This is a genomic window from Klebsiella sp. Lac1 (assembly GCF_009825425.1).
Lineage (GTDB): Bacteria > Pseudomonadota > Gammaproteobacteria > Enterobacterales > Enterobacteriaceae > Klebsiella > Klebsiella electrica.
The window spans coordinates 1,590,199-1,608,240 of sequence record NZ_VJZJ01000001.1; the positions used below are offsets into that span (position 1 = coordinate 1,590,199).

Below are 18,042 nucleotides of genomic sequence, written 5' to 3' on the forward strand. Positions count from 1 at the left end.
CCTGACCAAAGGACGGTGTTTTTATCATCTCTCCGCTGAGAAATTAACCCGCGCGGCGCTTACGCCCGGTGGCATGAGCGTGGTTAATTGTCGTTTCTACATCGCCGTCCAGCACCACTTTTTTCTGCTGGGACAGTTTATAGTTCAGACCGAGAAGATGACGTGCCTGATGGTTCGATTTCATTCTTACTCCTTAATCCAGTTCTGTTTCAAGGACAAGCCCGGCGTGGCCGGACGAAATGTAACCCTAAGAGCGGCGCGCTGCTAACGCGACCGCGCTATCTATCGTGGTCTATTTTTTCGCCCCTGGCAACTTCATCGCCTGGAATCAGGAATAATCTGCGCTTACCACTTCATCTCGCCGGTGTTCACTTTCGCACTCAGCTCCAGCGAACTGACTTCCGCCAGCTGCGGCCAGCGCTGCTTCATGTCGGCGATCACGCCAGCGGAATCTTTGTGCGTTTTCAGCGCCTGCTCAAACTGCTGCAGATAGTCGCGGGTAAAGACGATCGCGCGATCTGCGGCTGGCGGAGTCCCGAGATAGTGACCGGGAATGACCTGCTGCGGGTGGAGCGCGGCCATATCGTCGAGCGTTTTACGCCACTGCAAGCGGCTTTCGGCGCTCTGGGTATCGGCGGTCCATACGTGCATACCCCAGGCGACGCCTGTACCCCCGAGGATGGTCTTGTTCGCCGGGATCCAGACGAACGCCGCATAGTTCTGGGGTTGCCGAATCTCCACTTTTTCACCGTCAATGGTGAACGAGCTGGCTTCAATCTGCTGCGGTACGTACAGCTGCTTTGGCGCGCCGTCTTTCATCTGTGGGCCCCAGAATGCCAGCTTCGCGGAGTGGGTCGCTTCGATGTGCTTAACCACCTCGGCCGTGGCGACAACTTTTGCCTCAGGGAACGCCTTCACCAGCGGTTCGAGGCCGAAATAGAAATCCGGGTCGCCGGAGGTGATAACAATACGGCTCAGTTTCTTGCCGCTTTGACGGATCATATCAACCAGCTTTTCGCCATCTTTAACGCTAAATTGCGCATCAAACAGCACCGCTTCATGCGGGCCGGAAACCAGCGTCGAGTTCACGGCGAAGATGCCTTTATCCTGCGGGTTATAGGTCTGCAAGGTTAAAGGCGCGGCGAACGCAGCGGAGCTGAACAGTGCGGCGGCAACGGCAAGGGCGGATAATTTCATGTCGGTTTTCTCTGTGTCAGGTGAATAACGCTATTTTACGGATTTCCTGATTTGCGAAAATTCCTGAAAAAAGAGATGCTGAGTTTCATAAAACGTGCAGATGGAAGTGAAAAAAGATGGACAGAATTATTGCCGCGCAGGTCTATATGCGGATCTGCGAACTGGGGAGCCTGAGCGCCGCAGCCCGCGCGCTGGGGATGTCGCGCCCGATGGTCAGTCGCTATCTGGAACAGATGGAGCACTGGGCGGGCACCCGCCTGATCCACCGTTCGACGCGCAAATTAACCTTAACCACCGCCGGGGAGAAGGTGCTGCAAAAAACCCGCAGTCTGACGCAGCTGTCGGACGAAATTGCCGGGCAGACCGAGCGGGCGGTACCCAGCGGAACGCTGCGCGTCGCCTGCGCCCACTTTACGGCGATGCACTTAATTTCGCCGTTGTTACCCGATTTTCTCGCCCGTTACCCCCAGTTACGCCTCGAACTGGATATCAATAACCATCCGGTGAGTCTGATTGGCGAGCGCATTGACGTGGCGATTCGGATAACCGATAACCCGGAGCCTGGCGCGATTGCCCGGCGGCTGGGGGTCTGTCGTTCGGTGCTGTGCGCGTCGCCGCGTTGGCTACAGCTCCATGGCCAGCCGCAGACGCCGGCCGAACTCAGCGAACATAACTGCCTGCACTACAGCCATTTTGTCGCGCCGACCTGGCAGCTTACCGACCCGCAGGGCGAGGCCGTTGCCGTGGCGGTTTCCGGGAACCTCAGCGCCGGGATCTCCTCATTATTGCTGGAAGCGGCGGTAGCCGGATGCGGCATCGCGATGCTGCCGGAACTGGAAGCCCAGCGCGCCCTTAACAGCGGGGCGCTGAAACCGGTGTTGCCGGCCTGGACGCCGAAAGCCCTCAGCGTCTACGGCATCTATTTATCGCGTGACTACCAGCCCAGCGCGCTACCGCTGTTTCTCGATGAGATTCAACAGCAGCTGACGCAGCTTAGCTAGTCCACGCGCGTCTGTCCCCCCGGCGGCCATGAATTATGGTTATGATGGTGTAAAAAATAACGACTCACTGCGCCACTTGATAATTTTTTGTTTTATAAGGAATTGTCTTAATCCACATCCAGGATCCGTCTCACCGTCTATACTGTGGGTTCGACATAGCAACAGGAGCGAATTCATGGCAATCCATAAGAAAGGTCAGGCGCACTGGGAAGGCGATTTAAAAAGCGGCAAGGGGACCGTTTCGACAGAAAGCGGGGCGTTGAGCCAGCAGCCGTATGGTTTCAACACCCGTTTTGAGGGGGTGAAAGGGACCAATCCGGAAGAACTGATCGGCGCTGCGCACGCGGCTTGCTTCTCCATGGCGCTGTCGCTGATGCTCAGTGAAGCAGGCTACACGGCCACGACGATTGATACGGTGGCGGTGGTGACGCTGGATAAATCCGGCGGCGGTTTTGCGATTACCGAGGTCGCGTTGCAGAGTCAGATTGTCCTGCCGGGTATTGAAGCCGATGTTTTTGACGGCATTATCCAGAAAGCGAAAGCTGGCTGCCCGGTATCACAGGTGTTAAACGCCGAGATTAGCCTCGACTACCAGCTGAATCCTTGACTCTTTGCTGCCCGTTTGTAACGGGCACGCCCTGCGTCTGTCCGCAGTGGATAACGTCACGGCCTGCGCATGAGTCTCGCGCCGAATAGTGGTATGTTTTGCTGTCACGGAGAACATCAGGCAAAACAATGACCAGTATACGCGGAATGATAGAGGCTCAGGTTCTGGGCTTAACCGGCATGGCGCTGAAAGAGATTGATTTTGAGCACCCGAAAGGGGAGCCGGGGCTGTTCGGCCCCCAATCTGCTATCTGGCAGGTACACGGCGACTTTACGTCGATGCTTTGCGGAGGCGTGAGCGCACTATTGCTGCAGATGCTGCATCCGCTGGCGCTGGCCGGCGTCTGGGATCACTCAAATTTCCGTGACGATATCTTCGGCCGCCTGCGGCGCACCAGCCAGTTTATCTCGGCCACCACCTTTGGCACCACCGTCGATGCGCAAAGGCTGATTGCCAAAGTGCAGAGGATTCACCTGCGGGTCAGCGGTCAGGATAAAGACGGGACGCCTTATGAGGCCAGCGATCCGGCGCTGTTGACCTGGGTACACGTGGCCGAATGCAGCAGCTTTATGGCATCGCATTTGCGCTATAAGCGCACGGTGGTAAGCCAGGACCGCCAGACGCAATATTTCCACGAAGCGGCAGAAATTGCCCGCCGTCTGGGTGCCCGCGATATCCCGCTGACGCCGCAGCAGGTGGCGGAATATCTGCAGGATATGCGCCCGCGTCTGCGCTGCGATGAACGTACGCGGGAGGTGGCGAATGTGCTGCTGACCACCCGGTTACCCGGCCGCCTGAGCCAGTTACCTGGCCAGTTGATGATGCGCGCCGGGATTGATCTGCTCCCGCCCTGGGCGCAGGAGATGCTCTCCCTGACGCTGACCCCCTGGCAGCGGCATAGCGCCCGGATCGCGGTGCACGGTATTGCCAGAGTGCTTCGCGCATCGGTACGCAACGGCGCCTATCATTGCGCGATGCGCAGAATGGCGGTGAATTAACGTTTTCACCGGGGATATCGCGCGTCGGCTATTATTTCAGGAAGTAAAAGTCGGCGGGATTTATATTTTATGCGCGTTATCTACCCTGCGTGAATTAAATTATCGACAATATCTGCCCCAGGCATCGCGGGCGCGTCAACGCCCTGCAGGATGCGGATGATGGCAGACGTTATGTAGCCACATTAATGGCAGGGGTGATTTACCGACGTTATACCCCGCATCCCCACAGTGGTTTTCATATTGCCCGATAAATAAAAAGGGACCATAATTCTTCAGCCATTATTCCATCGCATATTAATGGCCAATAACAAACGCACTGTCGTGTTTATGTTCAATAAAACAATCCAATCGGTTAATAGATATTATCTATAGCCAGGCTGGGCATTCAGGAAGTCATACAATGATCATCCGACCAGAACAACACTGGTTCCTTCGTCTGTTTGACTGGCACGGCTCCGTGCTGTCAAAAATCATTTTCCGCCTGCTGCTTAACGTTCTGATGTCGGTTGTCGCCATCATCAGCTATCAGTGGTACGAACAGCTGGGTATCCATCTGACCGTGGCGCCCTTTAGTTTGCTGGGGATAGCCATCGCGATTTTCCTCGGTTTTCGCAACAGCGCCAGCTACAACCGCTTTGTTGAAGCGCGCAATCTTTGGGGGACGGTACTGATTGCCGAACGTACCCTGATGCGTCAGCTGAAAAATATTCTTCCGACGGAGCATGCAACGCATCGAAAAATCGCCAGCTATCTGATCGCTTTTAGCTGGAGTCTGAAACACCAGTTACGTAAAACCCACCCCGGGGCCGACCTTAACCGGCTGCTGCCTCCCGCTACCGTCGCGGAGATCCTCGGCAGCTCGATGCCGACCAACCGCATCCTGTTGCTGGTCGGCCATGAGCTGGGCCAGCTGCGCGAAGCGGGGAAGGTGAGCGATATCACCTATGGTCTGATGGACAATAAGCTCGATGAGCTGGCCCACGTGCTGGGCGGATGCGAACGCCTGGCCAGCACGCCGGTGCCCTTTGCGTATACCCTGATTCTGCAGCGTACGGTCTATCTGTTCTGCACCCTGCTGCCCTTTGCGCTGGTCGGCGATCTGCACTACATGACGCCGTTTGTGTCGGTCTTTATCTCCTACACCTTCTTGTCCTGGGATTCGCTGGCGGAAGAGCTGGAAGATCCGTTTGGCACCGCGGCGAACGATTTGCCCCTCAACGCCATGTGCAACACCATCGAACGCAACCTGCTGGATATGACCGGGCAGCACCCGCTGCCGGAAACGCTGCAGCCCGACCGCTACTACAATCTGACCTGATCTTTCCCCCGGCGTAACTGTTAAATAAGTTAAATCTAACGCGTGATAGATAACATTGATTATACAGTTACGATCCTGATTGTTATGCTTTCGTTAACAAAAAACGTCCGCCGCGGTGTTCTCCGGCGGACGAACTGTTTTCACGTTGCGGATTGCTCCTTCAGGGCGATTTGCACGTTGTTCTCGCTTATCGACGGCGCATTCTGGAGTAGATATGAATATGAAAAGACGCTCAGTACCTGGCGTGCATCCTTATGATGGCCCGGCTGGCGGCTGGGGCGCGTTGAAAGCAACGGCCATCGCCGTGCGCACACAAATGGATGCTCTGGAGGCGCCCGCCACTCTGCTGCGCACCAACCAGCCTGACGGCTTTGATTGCCCCGGCTGCGCATGGCCGGATAAAGAACACAAGTCCACCTTCCAGTTTTGCGAAAATGGCGCCAAAGCGGTGACCTGGGAAGCGACCAGCAAGCGCGTCACGGCGGAATTTCTGGCGGCGAATACGGTTACCTCGCTACTGGCTAAAAGCGATTTTGAACTCGAAGGTTACGGGCGCTTAACCCATCCGCTGGTCTACGATCGCGCCAGCGACACGCTGCGCCCGACCAGTTGGGAAAGCGCCTTTGCGCGTATCGGCGAGGTGGTCAGCGGCATGCAGCCGGACGCCGTCGAGTTCTATACTTCCGGTCGCGCCTCCAACGAAGCGGCCTGGCTGTTCCAGCTGTTTGCCCGTGAACTGGGTACCAACAACTTCCCGGACTGTTCGAATATGTGCCATGAATCGACCAGTGTCGGGCTGCCGCAGTCGATCGGCATCGGAAAGGGAACCGTGTCGCTGGATGATTTTGACAAAACCGAGCTGGTGATTTCCATCGGTCATAATCCGGGAACCAACCACCCGCGTATGATGGGGACGCTGCACGAACTGGCTCGTCGCGGCGTACCGATTATCGTGTTTAACCCTTTGAAAGAGCGTGCTCTGGAGCGTTTCGCCGACCCGCAGAATGTTATCGAGATGGCGACCCTGGGCTCGACAAATATCGCCTCAACCTATTTTCAGGTGAAGGCGGGGGGCGATGCCGCGGCGCTGAAAGGCATTGCCAAAGCGTTGCTGCAGATGGAAGAAGAGCAGGGTAACGTTCTCGATCGCGCCTTTATCTCCGAGCATACGCAGAATTTCCCGGCGTTTGCCGATGACTTACTGAAGACCGCCTGGCAAGATATCGAACGTGAATCGGGCCTCACCCGCGCTGACCTGCAGCGGGTTGCCGACGCTTACGCCAAATCGAACGCCACGATCGTGACCTATGGTATGGGGATCACCCAGCATAATAAGGGCACGTCAAATGTGCGGCTGATCGCCGACCTGCTGCTGATGCGCGGGAATATCGGCAAACCCGGCGCCGGGATCTGTCCGCTGCGCGGACACTCCAATGTTCAGGGCAACCGCACCGTGGGAATTACCGAAAAGCCGGGCGCCGCCTTCCTGGCGAAGCTGGAAGAGGTGTTTGGTTTCGTACCGCCGCAGGAACATGGTCATGACGCGGTGAAAGCGCTGCAGGCGATGATCGAGGGCAAATCGAAGGTTCTGCTGTGTCTTGGCGGTAACTTTGCGGTGGCGATGCCCGACCACGAACGTGCGTTTCCGGCCATGCGCGGGCTGGATCTCAGCGTGCACGTCGGGACGAAACTGAACCGTTCGCATCTGCTGGTGGCGAAAGAGACGTTCATTCTGCCGTGTCTGGGCCGCACCGAGCTGGATATGCAAGAGACCGGGCGTCAGTCAATTACCGTGGAAGATTCCATGTCGATGGTGCACGCCTCGTCGGGAAAACTAAAGCCGGCCTCGCCGCTGCTGCGTTCAGAACCGGCGATTGTCGCCGGAATGGCGATGGCGACCCTGGCGAACACCAAGGTCGACTGGCTCTCCCTGGTGGCGAATTACGACCGAATCCGCGATCTGATTGAGCGCACCATTCCCGGCTTTGACAACTACAACGAGCGCATTCGTCACCCGGGCGGTTTTCGCATGCCGCTGCCGCCAACCGAGCGCATCTGGCCAACGCCAGGCGGTAAAGCCATGTTCTCGGTATTCCGCGGTGTACATGAGAACGTTCATGTTGCCGGCGAGGAGGTGCTGCGGCTGGTCACGCTGCGTAGTCACGATCAGTACAACACCACCATCTACGCCATGGATGACCGCTATCGCGGTATTTTTGGCCGCCGCGACGTGCTGTTTATGAACGAGCAGGATATGGCCAGTCAGGGATTCGAGCACGGTGACCGGGTGGATATCACCACCGCGTTGCCGGGCAGCGACCTACGATTGCAGGATATTACGCTGGTAGCCTACAACATCGCGCCAGGCACCGTTGCCGCCTATTATCCGGAAGCCAACGTCCTGGTTCCGCTGGACTATCTTGATGAAGAGAGCGGCACACCTTCTTATAAATCCGTGCCGATTCGTCTGACCCTGCGCTCGAAAGAGATACTGCCGGTCCCTGGCCTGGGCTAATCTATCCGCGACCGCTGCCGACCGCAGAGTCGGCAGCGAACTCTCGCTATTCTGGCGCCAGCATCAGCTTGATGCCAGGGCCGACGCAACCCCGTAGCCCCTGTACCCCCCGGACGGCTCTGCACCTGGCCGCGATAAATCGCCGCTTTCGCAAGCGCCTGAGCGGCTTGTATTTGGCGGATGCTGAACGTAACATTTAAATAACATATTTTTGACCGGGCGAGGGGAGTCTGCATCGCGCCGGCGTTCGCGTATCACGCACTGGATTAACCATGGATATTAAACAGCTCAAATACCTGATCGCACTCGATCAAACGCGTCATTTTGGCCAGGCCGCGGCGCTGTGCCATATCACGCAGCCGACGCTTTCGATGCGCATTCGCAATCTGGAAGAGGAACTCAATCTGGTTCTGATTCAGCGCGGCCAGCGGTTTGAGGGGTTTACCGCGGAAGGCGAGCGTATTCTGGCCTGGGCGCGGGCGCTGCTGGCGGCCCATGACGGGCTGGAGGCGGAAGCGGCGATTTGTCGCGGCCAGATGGTGGGGCAACTGCGGGTCGGCATGGTGCCGCTGGCGAGCCTTAATCCGATGCAGCTGATTAAACCGCTGGCCGGGAAGTATCCGGAGCTGCAGTTCAGCCTGCTGTCTCTCACCTCGGAACAGATAATCGATGGCGTCAGCCGTAATCAGCTCGATCTGGGCATCTGCTACCTCCAGCACGTCGATAGCCTGCTTTTCAACGTCAAATGGCTGCCCGCAACGCGAATGGGGCTGCTGCATGATAAACGCCATTTTCAGTTTGCCGAAGGCGCGCCGGACTGGGAAACGCTGGCCGCATTACCGCTGGGTTTTCTCAGCAAAGGGATGTATTACCGTGAATCCATTGAGATGAGTTTTAAGAGCAAAGGGTTAACGCCGAAATATGTTTTTGAGAGCGATTCTACCTTCCAGATTATCCAGGCGGTACAGGCGGGAATTTGCTGCGCCATTATGCCGCTCAACAATGGTCTGGAGGCGTTAAGCGATAATCTGGAGATTATGCCCATCGCCGACACCGAAGTGGATTCAAAGCTGGCGCTGATCATGCGCAGCCAGCAGCCGGTCTCGTCGCTGGCGGAAAAATGTTTTGCCGATGCGCAGGTCATTTTTAATTAATATGGCCTGGGGATGGGAGGCCGTCCCTGGGGCTCAATGGCATATTCATTTGGCAGACTACGGCTTAGTGCGCTGACGATTGCCCGCCATGAGCCGACTGCGCCGCCGATAATCACCCGGCGGCGCAGCGGACAGTCAGATATTTTCCAGCTCGATACCGCGGGTTTTCGGGCCGTAAATACCCACCGAGAGCATCACCATCAGCATGCTGGCCACGATGAAGCTAATCACCCCCGGGGTGCCGGAGTATTGTAAAATCAGGCCGATCAGAAGGCTGGTGAGCGCCGTTGACAGGCGGCTGAACGAGTAGCAAAAGCCCACGGCTCTGGCGCGAATCCGCGTCGGGAAGATTTCCGCCTGGTAGGCATGATAGCTGATGGTCAGCCAGGCGTTGGACCAGGTAATCATAAACCCGCAGACAACCAGCATCACCGGGTTATTCTGCAGCGCAAACAGGGTACCGAACACCACCGTCATCAGCGCGGAAAGAACGATCTGCCACTTATTCTCAAACCGGTGGACAAAGCGGGTGCAGAACAAGCAGCCCAGCGGGTAGGCGAGAGTGATAAAAAAGGCGTACAGCAGGCTGTGGGTAATGCTCGCCCCCTGGCCGGAAAGCAGCGCCGGCAGCCAGTTGCCGAAGCCAAAAAAGCCGATCGCCTGAAAGAAATTCATCACCATCAACATGAGGGTTCGTCTACGGTATTCCGGCGCCCAGATCTCTTTAAAGGTTCCACTTTTGCGCTGCGCTTCCCGGGTGTCCGGGATATGCTGCGGCGAAGGCGTGACGCCACAGCGCCGCTCCATCTGACACATCACCGCGTGCGCATCCGCATGGCGACCTTTCACCTCCAGCCAGCGGGCCGACTCCGGCAATTTTTTGCGGATGACCCAAATGATCAGCGAACACAGTGCGCCAAAGATGATCACCCAGCGCCAGCCGGTCAGGCCGAACAGCGTCGTCGGGACCAGCATCCATGACATCAGCGCGACGGCGGGAACCGAGAGAAACTGGATAAAAAAGGCAAAGGCAAACGCTTTGTTGCGCAGATGGGTCGGGACCCATTCGCTCAGGTAGGTGTCGATGGTCACCAGTTCAATTCCCAGCCCAATACCAACCAGGAAGCGGCACAAGATGACCCCTTCGGCGCTGTTCTGGAAAGCCATCAGCAGTGAAAACGCGCCGTACCAGGCCAGCGCAAACATAAAGGTCAATCGGCGGCCCAGCTTGTCCGCCAGCGGCGCCAGCAGACTGGCGCCGATAAATAATCCGAAGAAGGTGGCCGAGGCAAATGAGGCCTGATCGGAGATGCCAAAAATGCCCTGTTGGTCGGTATGAAAAATATGTTCTGCCAGCAGTCCGGTACTGATATACCCGGTCTGAAAAAGATCGTAGAGCTCAAAGAAGCCGCCCAGCGCCAGCAGAGTAATAAACGACCACAGGCCGACAGAGGCAGGCAGGGCATCAATGCGGCGGGTTAAGCTGGAGTGGGGGTGTTCTGCGGGTGCAAAAGGCGCATCCCCCAGAACCTGGGTGGTAGACATATTATTATTTTCCTCAGATAAAATGTTTGCCTGCTAATGTTATTAGATTGTTAATGGTTTTAAATTTTTAATTCCTCTTCCCATGGGACTTCCACAGCAAAAAATCTCGCCGATATGCAAAATGTCTACTGGATACGCTGGTTTCTTCGCAGGGTGGCCGACAGATTTGAAGTAAATGACCATGACACCGGCGGCCAGCATGATGCGCTGAGCCGCTGCTTACTGGCCCACTTTTACCTGCGGCGGCAGCGCCTGTAATATCCGCTCTGCTTCCGACCCGGTCAGCGAATAATCGAAAAAGCGCTGATAAAAATCGCGGGTGATGGCGATCATATCCAGATCGTTAAAACGCTGTGGTTGCAACCGTTTCGCCGCCCATTGGATCTGCAGCGCACTTTCCGTGCCGTAGCGATCCCACGGGAACACGCCTGCCGGATTCTGCCAGACCTTGCCGTTTTTTACCGCCCGTAGCGGCGCGAACAGCTTGCCATAAGCCGAGTGCTGTAAATCGCCGCACCCGGCGCCGAGGATGATGATATCTGGCTGCCAGGCGAGCACTTTCTCCGGGGAAATTTCCTGCATATTGCCGGAGATTTCCGCCGCGGCGTTTCGCCCACCGGCCAGGTGAATCCAGGTATCGATTAGCGTATGGCTGCCGTCAACCTTAAGAGGCTTCAGCGACTGGATATGCAGCACCCGCGGCCGCTCGCCGTCCGTCAGACCCCGGTTGCGCTGAGCGGTAACGGCGATAACCTGTTGCAGATACCGGTTGTACGCCTGGGCCCTGGCCCGAACCTGGGGCGTATCGAAGACCGCTGCAGTGGTCTCTACGGCGTGGGCCAGCGACGGGTAGTCGGTAAAGTGCATTTCCATCACGGCTAATCCCGCCTGGCGATAGGCGTCCGCATCGCCATTGCCCTGCGCCACAAAGACCACCTGAGCATCGCGCGTCAGCAGCGCTTCGCTGGTGAAGTGGGGGCCGCGACTTATCAGCACCTGATTGAGCCGGGGAGCGATATGAAACATCCACGGGCGGCTATCCGGACGGTTAACCGTGGCGACGATACGGTCGCCGACGCCGAGCGTCATCAGCAGCGAGTGGTGCGCGAACCACCCCTCTGCCACCTGAGTCACCCGATCGGGCAATATCACCGGGTGCCCGGCATCGTCCGTCACCTGACGGTCGGCCAGCACCGGGAAAGCGAGTAGCAGCGAAAGCAGACCAGCGGCTATCTTTTTCATGTTGTTCCTCAGAAATCAAACTGTACTGACGCCGTCGCTTCGCGCGGTGCGCCGGGCTGAGCGCTGGCGTAACCTGCGCCGGTATAGCCTGTCAGCGCGCCGGGCACGATGTTGGTCCAGTAGTGGCGATTAGTAATGTTAGTAATTGCTAACCTGAAGGTGGTGTCGGTGCCAAACAGTCGGGTGCGGTAGTTGCTGCCGATATCCACGGTGGTATAGCTGGCGACCCAGCTGTCATTGGCATTATCCGTCGCCCGGCGCCCGACGTAGTGAATATTGCCGTTGACGTCGAGTCCAGGAACCGGGTCGATGCTGTAAATGGCCAGCAGGTTGGCGGTGAAGCGCGGCAGGCCGACAACCTGCTTATCATCGGCATCCGCGCTCGAGGTATTATGCAGACGCGGGTCGAGCCAGGTAGCGCCGCCGAACAGTCGCAGGTTAGAGGTGACGTGTCCGTCGGCCATCAGCTCCAGCCCGCGGTTTTTTTGCGTACCGTCTTCGGCAAAATCGCCGCTATCGTTGGTGTAGGCGAACGGACGTTCGGCCTGGAATAGCGCCGCGGTTAAGAGCAGGTCGCGGTGCGGGGCATATTTCGCGCCGACTTCCAGCTGATGGCTACGATAAGGGTCGAGAACATCTCCGGCATTACTGGCTCCGGCCGGCGCCGTGTCGCCCTGTTGCATGCTGTTTGCCCAGGTCGTGTAGAGCGTTACATTCTCCACCGGTTTATACATCAGACTGGCTGAGCCGCTGGAACCCCGGTCATCATGATTGCTGCTGCGATTTCCGCTTTTGTTGTAATTGTCGACGGTGAACAGGTTTTCGCTACCCGAGAGCAGCAGGCTCCACTGCGGGGTGAAAGTCAGCGTATCGCTCAGTAAAAAAACGTGCTGCGTGGTGGTGGCCGAATGATAGCGATCGGTGAAGTCCGGGTAAGCAGGGCGGGCGTAATCAGGATTTTCCGCCAGCGAGGCGTGTCCCAGCGTTTGCGTCCCGCCTTTGCGTGGATTGTCGTTTTTCCACACGAAACCGCGCATGCCGACCGCCAGATCATGCTGCAGCCAGCCCGTCTCGACGCTGCCGGTAAGATTGGCAAGATAGCTGTTGATGGTAAAACGGCTGGCGGCAGAGTTGGCGGTTGTGGTGGTGTAATGGCCGCGATTGTCGGTGAGCGTATTGGTCACGGCGGTGGATTCGCGGTCGGCAATCTGGCGCAGTACGCCAATGTCCAGCAGCCAGTTACCGTCAAAATCATGCTTAATATGCAGGCTTCCGGTTGTGGTGGTGTTGTCGTTGCCGGCGTAGTACTGCCCATATTGGCTTTTGGTCGGATCCAGCGGTGACGGGAAACGGGTGCCTTTTGCGAGGGCAAAAGTGCCGGGAAGACCTTTTTGATAGAAGTGGTAGTAGCTGAAATTGCTCTCCAGCACCGTCTGGTCGGTCAGCTGGAAGTCGAGCGCCAGACCCGCATACTGGTTGCGCTGACGGCTACCGTGGGTATAGCTGCTGCCGTCCTGATCCCGCAGATTGAGGCGATATTTTACTCTGTCGGCCGCGTCAACCGGCCCGCTCAGGTCCAACGCGGCATTCGCGCCGGAGGCGGTCCCACCGCCAACGGTTACCCTGCGCAGCGGCACATCGGTAGGCCGTTTCGAGACCAGGTTAAACATGCCTGCCGGGTTCGCCGGGCCATATAACGCGCCGGCCATACCGTTCAGTACCTCAATGCGTTGAAACTGTTCAGCGGGGTACTCGGTGGTCGACACCACGTTCAGGCCATCAATCATGCTGTTCTGGACCACGCTGCCCTGCATACCGCGGGTTTGCGGACGAACGCCGTCGCCCTGGACGGAGGGCAGATAACGGTAGATATCTTTGACGCTGCTGGCCTGCACCTGGCGGGTCAGAGAGTCGGAGAGCGTCTGCACGGACCACGGAACGTTAATCAACTTCTGCTTGCCGAGGTTGCCTACCGTAGCCTGCTGTTCAGCGGCAGGCGTAACATCATCAAGGGATTGCGTAAGCGGTTCTGCGGTGACAACCAGGGTTTCTGCCGCATATACGGGCATTGCCGGCATAATGAGAGAACAGGGAATCATCCCGGTAAATAAAACGAGTTTATATGAGCGCATTAATTTTGAGTTCAGACAAATGAAAGCGGAATGAGGCGGGTAAAATCTCGTCTCTGCCTGAAGGGTACGGTTTTTATTTGTATGACAAAAAGATAAAAAACATCGCTGTATATGTCAATATATAACGTTGGTTTTTGTAGGTCGGCACAGTCAACCTGCTACTGAATAAACAATGCTATTTATCTGTTTTTGCAGGTTTTAGTCTGCTGATGTGCCCCTGAAGAGAGCGATGGATTTTTTTCAGGTCCGCGAGAGGTATAAAACCGTTGTGCTGCAGATAAGCTTGTTATTGTCGTTCAGGGAAGGTGTAATCGATGAGGATTCCTCATCTTTTTCCGGGGCAGATGCGCCGGTAACACCACGAAGAGCGAAAATGACGCAAGGAATGACTGAATTCAGGTTTACTTCGTTTATGGCGCAGCGGGCTCAGGAGCTGGCGTTGGCCCTTGATGCAGATCAGCAGGCGCTGGTTAATCAACTGGACACGCTGGGGCGCGGACTGACCTCAGGCAAGGCCGCCGGCGCCAAAGGGCTGTACGTCTGGGGGCGTACCGGGCGCGGCAAAAGTTTTATTATCGATCATTTCTTTACCAGCCTGCCGCTGGCGGAAAAGCGCCGGGTGCATTTCCACTATTTCTTTCGCGAACTGCACCAGCGGCTGAACGCGCAGCCCGCGCTAACCCTGCCTGAGATGCTGGCACAGATGACCGACGGCTGTCGACTCCTGTGTTTTGATGAGTTCCATCTGCACGATCCGGGCGACGCCATGTTGGTGAAAGCGCTGCTTACGCTGCTGTTCCAACGCGGCATCATTCTGCTGGTTACCTCCAACTACCCCCCGGATCAATTACTGGCTAACCCGCTGTATCACGAACGTTTTGTGCCGTCGATTGCGCTTATCAAACAGCACATGACGATAGCCGCGCTCAATGGTGAAGAGGATTACCGGGCGCGCCATGCGCCGGCGGAAAATCCATTCTGCCGCGGGAGGTTTCTGGTGCAGCCCTCTGCACAAACCCGCCAGCGACTTGAACTACCGGATCCCTGCGTCAGCGCGCAGCCGCTGCAGGTGGGCTATCGTACGCTGCACGCCGCCTCTGCGCCGGCGCATTTTCTGCATTTCACCTTCAACCAACTGTGCATGGCGGCAACATCGGTGATGGATTATCTGGCGCTCTGTGAACGGCATGAGCGCTGGCTGCTGGATGCGGTTCCGCCTTTGCGTCAGGCAGGCCCGGCGGCGCAGCAGCGTTTTATTAATCTGGTGGATGTGCTCTATGAAAAGCAGTGTCAGCTGATCGTGGTGGCTGCCTGCGGACTGAGCGAACTGGTGGCGGATGTCGAACAGGAAGATATTCAGCGTACCTACAGCCGGTTATTGCAGCTGGGGAAAACATAAGAGGGGAAGGGGAAAAGCCCCGGCGGGCGTAGCGCCAGCCGGGGAGGGAGATTACAGATCGTAACGGTCGAGGTTCATCACCTTGGTCCAGGCCGCCACAAAGTCCTTAACCAGTTTCTCCTGCGCATCCTGGCTGGCGTAAACTTCCGCCAGCGCCCGCAGGACTGAGTTTGAACCGAAGACCAGGTCGGCGCGGGTTGCTGTGTACTTGCTCTCACCGCTCTGACGATCGCGGCCTGCGAACAGTTCGCCCTGCTCGTCGGTGGCGTTCCAGACGGTGGCCATGCTGAGTAAGTTGACGAAGAAGTCATTGCTCAGTACGCCGACGCGGTCGGTAAAGACCCCGTGCTGGCTGCCGTCATAGTTGGCGCCCAGTACCCGCAGGCCGCCCACCAGCACCGTCATTTCCGGCGCGGTCAGCGTCAGCTGCTGGGCTTTATCCAGCAGCAGCGTTTCTGTCGAGACGCCACCTTCGATACGGCGATAGTTACGGAAACCATCCGCCAGCGGTTCCAGCAGTTCGAAAGAGGCAATATCCGTCTGATCCTGACGGGCATCCACCCGGCCCGGAGCGAATGGTACGCTGACCCGCACGCCGGCAGCCGCAGCGGCCTGTTCGACACCCACCACGCCTGCCAGCACGATGATATCGGCCAGCGACGCTTTCCCCGAGGCTTTCTGAATGGCCTGCAGCGTCGGCAGTACTTTCGCGGCAACGGCGTTCACCGGCCATGATTTCTGCGGCTCCAGCGCCAGACGAGCACCGTTAGCCCCGCCACGTTTGTCACCGCCGCGGAAGGTGGAGGCAGAAGCCCAGGCCACCGACACCAGCTCGCTGACCGACAGGCCGGCATCGGCGATGGCGGTCTTCAGGCTGGCAATATCCGCCGACGTTGGGTGGTGGATGGCGGCGGGTAACGGATCCTGCCAGATCAGGTCTTCTTTCGGCACTTCCGGCCCGAGGTAGCGGGATTTCGGCCCCATATCGCGGTGGATCAGTTTGAACCAGGCGCGGGCAAAGGCTTCGTTAAAGGCCTGCGGATCGTTGAGGAAGCGACGGGAAATTTTGCCGAATTCCGGGTCGAAGCGCAGCGTCAGGTCGGTAACCAGCATGGTCGGCTTGCGTTTTTTCTCCGGATCGAACGGATCGGGGATCAGGTCCGGGGCGTCTTTGGCTTCGAACTGAATAGCGCCTGCCGGGCTGCGGGTCTGGACCCATTCGTATTTGAACAGGTTCTCGAAGAAGTAGTTGCTCCACTGGGTCGGAGTCTGTGTCCAGACCACTTCCAGACCTGAGGTGATGGCATCGGAACCGGCGCCGCTGCCAAAGCTGTTAGCCCAGCCGAGGCCCTGCGCTTCAATCGGAGCGGCTTCAGGTTCTGCGCCGACGTGAGTCGTCACCGCTGCGCCGTGCGTTTTACCGAGGGTATGCCCCCCGGCGATCAGCGCGACGATCTCTTCATCGTCCATTGCCATATTGCCGAAGGTGGCGCGAATGGCTGCGGCAGCGGAGAGCGGGTCGCCGCTGGCGTTCGGGCCTTCAGGGTTTACGTAGATCAGACCCATTTCGGTGGCGCCCAGCGGCTGTTGCGCCAGGCTTTCCGGGTGACGATGTTCGAGCCAGGCTTTCTCATGGCCCCAGTCTACGTCCAGATCCGGTTCCCAGACATCTTCACGACCGGCGCCGAAACCGAAGGTCCGGAAACCAGCATTTTCCAGCGCGACGTTACCGGCCAGCATATAGAGGTCGGCCCAGGAGATTTTCTGGCCGTATTTTTGTTTTATTGGCCACAGCAGGCGGCGGGCTTTATCGAGGCTGACGTTATCCGGCCAGGAGTTCAGCGGCGCAAAGCGCTGCTGTCCGCGGCCTGCGCCGCCGCGACCGTCAACGGTACGGTAGGTGCCCGCGCCATGCCAGGCCATACGAATAAACAGCCCGATATAGCTGCCCCAGTCTGCCGGCCACCACTCTTGCGAATCGGTCAGCAGCGATCTCAGATCTGCCTTCAGCGCGGCATAGTCGAGTTTTTTAAACTCTTCACGATAGTTAAAGTTTTCGCCGAGGGGATTTGAGCGGTTGGAATGCTGGTTCAGCAGGTCCACGCGAAGTTGATTAGGCCACCAGTCGCGGTTGGCGGTGCCGCCACCGGCACTTTGTGTGGGCTTCCCTGTGTGAAAAGGGCACTTCCCGGCGGATGCGTTGTTAGATGAATCGTTAGACGTGCTCATATCAGGCTCCGTTTGCTTTTGTGAATGCCATTACGATATACACTGCAACCAATAAGTGATACTTGAAAGAATCTACGGAATTAATAGTTATATCCTTTTAACAACAGGCAATAAAGAAATCCATGAAATATTTGTGGATTAAAACCAAAATACGTAAAGCCGCTTACGTAGGCTGCCGTTTGCTAATCAGTATAGGACACTGTCGCGAGGCGTCTGACGATAAAATCAGCGGTTGAAAAAATGCTAAGCGGGTGAATTCTGGTCATTTACTGGCCGCTGTCGTTACCGCGATAAATAAGGTTATCGCGGTTGATCGCCTGCGTTTCTGTCACCCGGCGGTGGGTTGCAAAATGTGCCCGGCTCCAGTTTTCGCTTTATTGCCTGCGGCGGCTTGTCCGCCGCACAGGTTGCCTGCACTAAATCTACGCATTGCCCTAAAACCACTCCCCATTATGGTGTGATGTCACGCCGCATCCAGCTATCTTACTGAATTAAAGATAATAATTTCCTGGCATGCACTTTGCAAAGACAAGCAAGAAGGCAGCGCAACAGACAATCAAGATGATCCAATAGCTGGCTAGGGTTCCGGTTCACGCAGGTGAATGTCTGGTCCGAGAGCTGGCGACCTCTGCGAGGTTACACGGCGGGACAAAAGCCCGGGAGACAGCAGCACCGTCAGGTGTCGCGCTGCTCCTGTTTTGTGCC

General features: G+C 57.2%; 13 protein-coding genes and 1 riboswitch. Of the genes, 7 read left to right on the plus strand and 6 right to left on the minus strand.

What is annotated here, in order from left to right; genetic code table 11:
* Positions 1 to 43: 43 nt before the first annotated feature.
* Together sra and FNY10_RS07555 are read right to left on the minus strand one after the other, a co-directional pair.
* Positions 44 to 184: a stationary-phase-induced ribosome-associated protein gene (gene sra / locus FNY10_RS07550; RefSeq protein ID WP_004861775.1), complete on the minus strand. Its 141-nt coding sequence runs from the start codon at positions 182 to 184 to the stop codon at positions 44 to 46.
* Between the two features lie 161 nt (positions 185 to 345).
* A complete protein-coding gene (locus FNY10_RS07555; protein ID WP_100684251.1) occupies positions 346 to 1,197 on the minus strand; it encodes a Vmh family MBL fold metallo-hydrolase in 852 nt (283 codons plus the stop codon).
* Between the two features lie 116 nt (positions 1,198 to 1,313).
* On the opposite strand from FNY10_RS07555, the gene FNY10_RS07560 reads away from it, so the two are divergent.
* From FNY10_RS07560 to FNY10_RS07585, 6 genes are all read left to right on the plus strand, one after another.
* Positions 1,314 to 2,198, plus strand: a complete 885-nt coding sequence (locus tag FNY10_RS07560) for a LysR family transcriptional regulator (protein WP_141964621.1) — start codon at positions 1,314 to 1,316, stop codon at positions 2,196 to 2,198.
* A gap of 175 nt (positions 2,199 to 2,373) precedes the next feature.
* Entirely contained in the window at positions 2,374 to 2,805 is a 432-nt protein-coding gene (locus tag FNY10_RS07565; RefSeq protein WP_100684249.1) for an OsmC family protein, read from the plus strand.
* 128 nt (positions 2,806 to 2,933) lie between these two features.
* The gene (locus FNY10_RS07570) at positions 2,934 to 3,803 is read left to right on the plus strand and encodes an oxygenase MpaB family protein (protein WP_160703387.1); all 870 of its coding nucleotides are present in this window, start codon (positions 2,934 to 2,936) and stop codon (positions 3,801 to 3,803) included.
* Positions 3,804 to 4,203: 400 nt separating this feature from the next.
* Entirely contained in the window at positions 4,204 to 5,121 is a 918-nt protein-coding gene (locus tag FNY10_RS07575) for a bestrophin family protein (protein ID WP_160703385.1), read from the plus strand.
* Positions 5,122 to 5,335: 214 nt separating this feature from the next.
* Positions 5,336 to 7,636, plus strand: a complete 2,301-nt coding sequence (locus FNY10_RS07580) for an FdhF/YdeP family oxidoreductase (protein WP_100684246.1) — start codon at positions 5,336 to 5,338, stop codon at positions 7,634 to 7,636.
* A 272-nt stretch (positions 7,637 to 7,908) separates the two neighbouring features.
* On the plus strand, positions 7,909 to 8,790 hold the full coding sequence (locus FNY10_RS07585) for a LysR family transcriptional regulator (RefSeq protein ID WP_131049071.1): 882 nt from the start codon (positions 7,909 to 7,911) through the stop codon (positions 8,788 to 8,790).
* Between the two features lie 135 nt (positions 8,791 to 8,925).
* On the opposite strand, the gene FNY10_RS07590 is transcribed toward FNY10_RS07585, so the two are convergent.
* From FNY10_RS07590 to FNY10_RS07600, 3 genes are all read right to left on the minus strand, one after another.
* Positions 8,926 to 10,335 (minus strand): MFS transporter, encoded by a 1,410-nt coding sequence (locus FNY10_RS07590; protein WP_141964618.1) that lies wholly within the window; start codon positions 10,333 to 10,335, stop codon positions 8,926 to 8,928.
* Between the two features lie 219 nt (positions 10,336 to 10,554).
* Positions 10,555 to 11,577 carry an ABC transporter substrate-binding protein gene (locus tag FNY10_RS07595; protein WP_131049072.1) on the minus strand — a complete coding sequence of 341 codons (1,023 nt, stop codon included), beginning with the start codon at positions 11,575 to 11,577 and terminating at the stop codon, positions 10,555 to 10,557.
* An 8-nt stretch (positions 11,578 to 11,585) separates the two neighbouring features.
* Entirely contained in the window at positions 11,586 to 13,655 is a 2,070-nt protein-coding gene (locus tag FNY10_RS07600; protein WP_407081234.1) for a TonB-dependent receptor, read from the minus strand.
* Positions 13,656 to 14,082: 427 nt separating this feature from the next.
* On the opposite strand from FNY10_RS07600, the gene zapE reads away from it, so the two are divergent.
* A complete protein-coding gene (zapE, locus tag FNY10_RS07605; RefSeq protein WP_160703383.1) occupies positions 14,083 to 15,108 on the plus strand; it encodes a cell division protein ZapE in 1,026 nt (341 codons plus the stop codon).
* A 51-nt stretch (positions 15,109 to 15,159) separates the two neighbouring features.
* Here the strand turns inward: zapE and katG are convergent, their stop codons facing one another.
* Positions 15,160 to 17,337: a catalase/peroxidase HPI gene (gene katG, locus FNY10_RS07610; RefSeq protein ID WP_141964615.1), complete on the minus strand. Its 2,178-nt coding sequence runs from the start codon at positions 17,335 to 17,337 to the stop codon at positions 15,160 to 15,162.
* Positions 17,338 to 17,903: 566 nt separating this feature from the next.
* A riboswitch (guanidine-I (ykkC/yxkD leader) is annotated at positions 17,904 to 18,002 on the plus strand.
* The last annotated feature ends 40 nt before the right edge of the window (positions 18,003 to 18,042 follow it).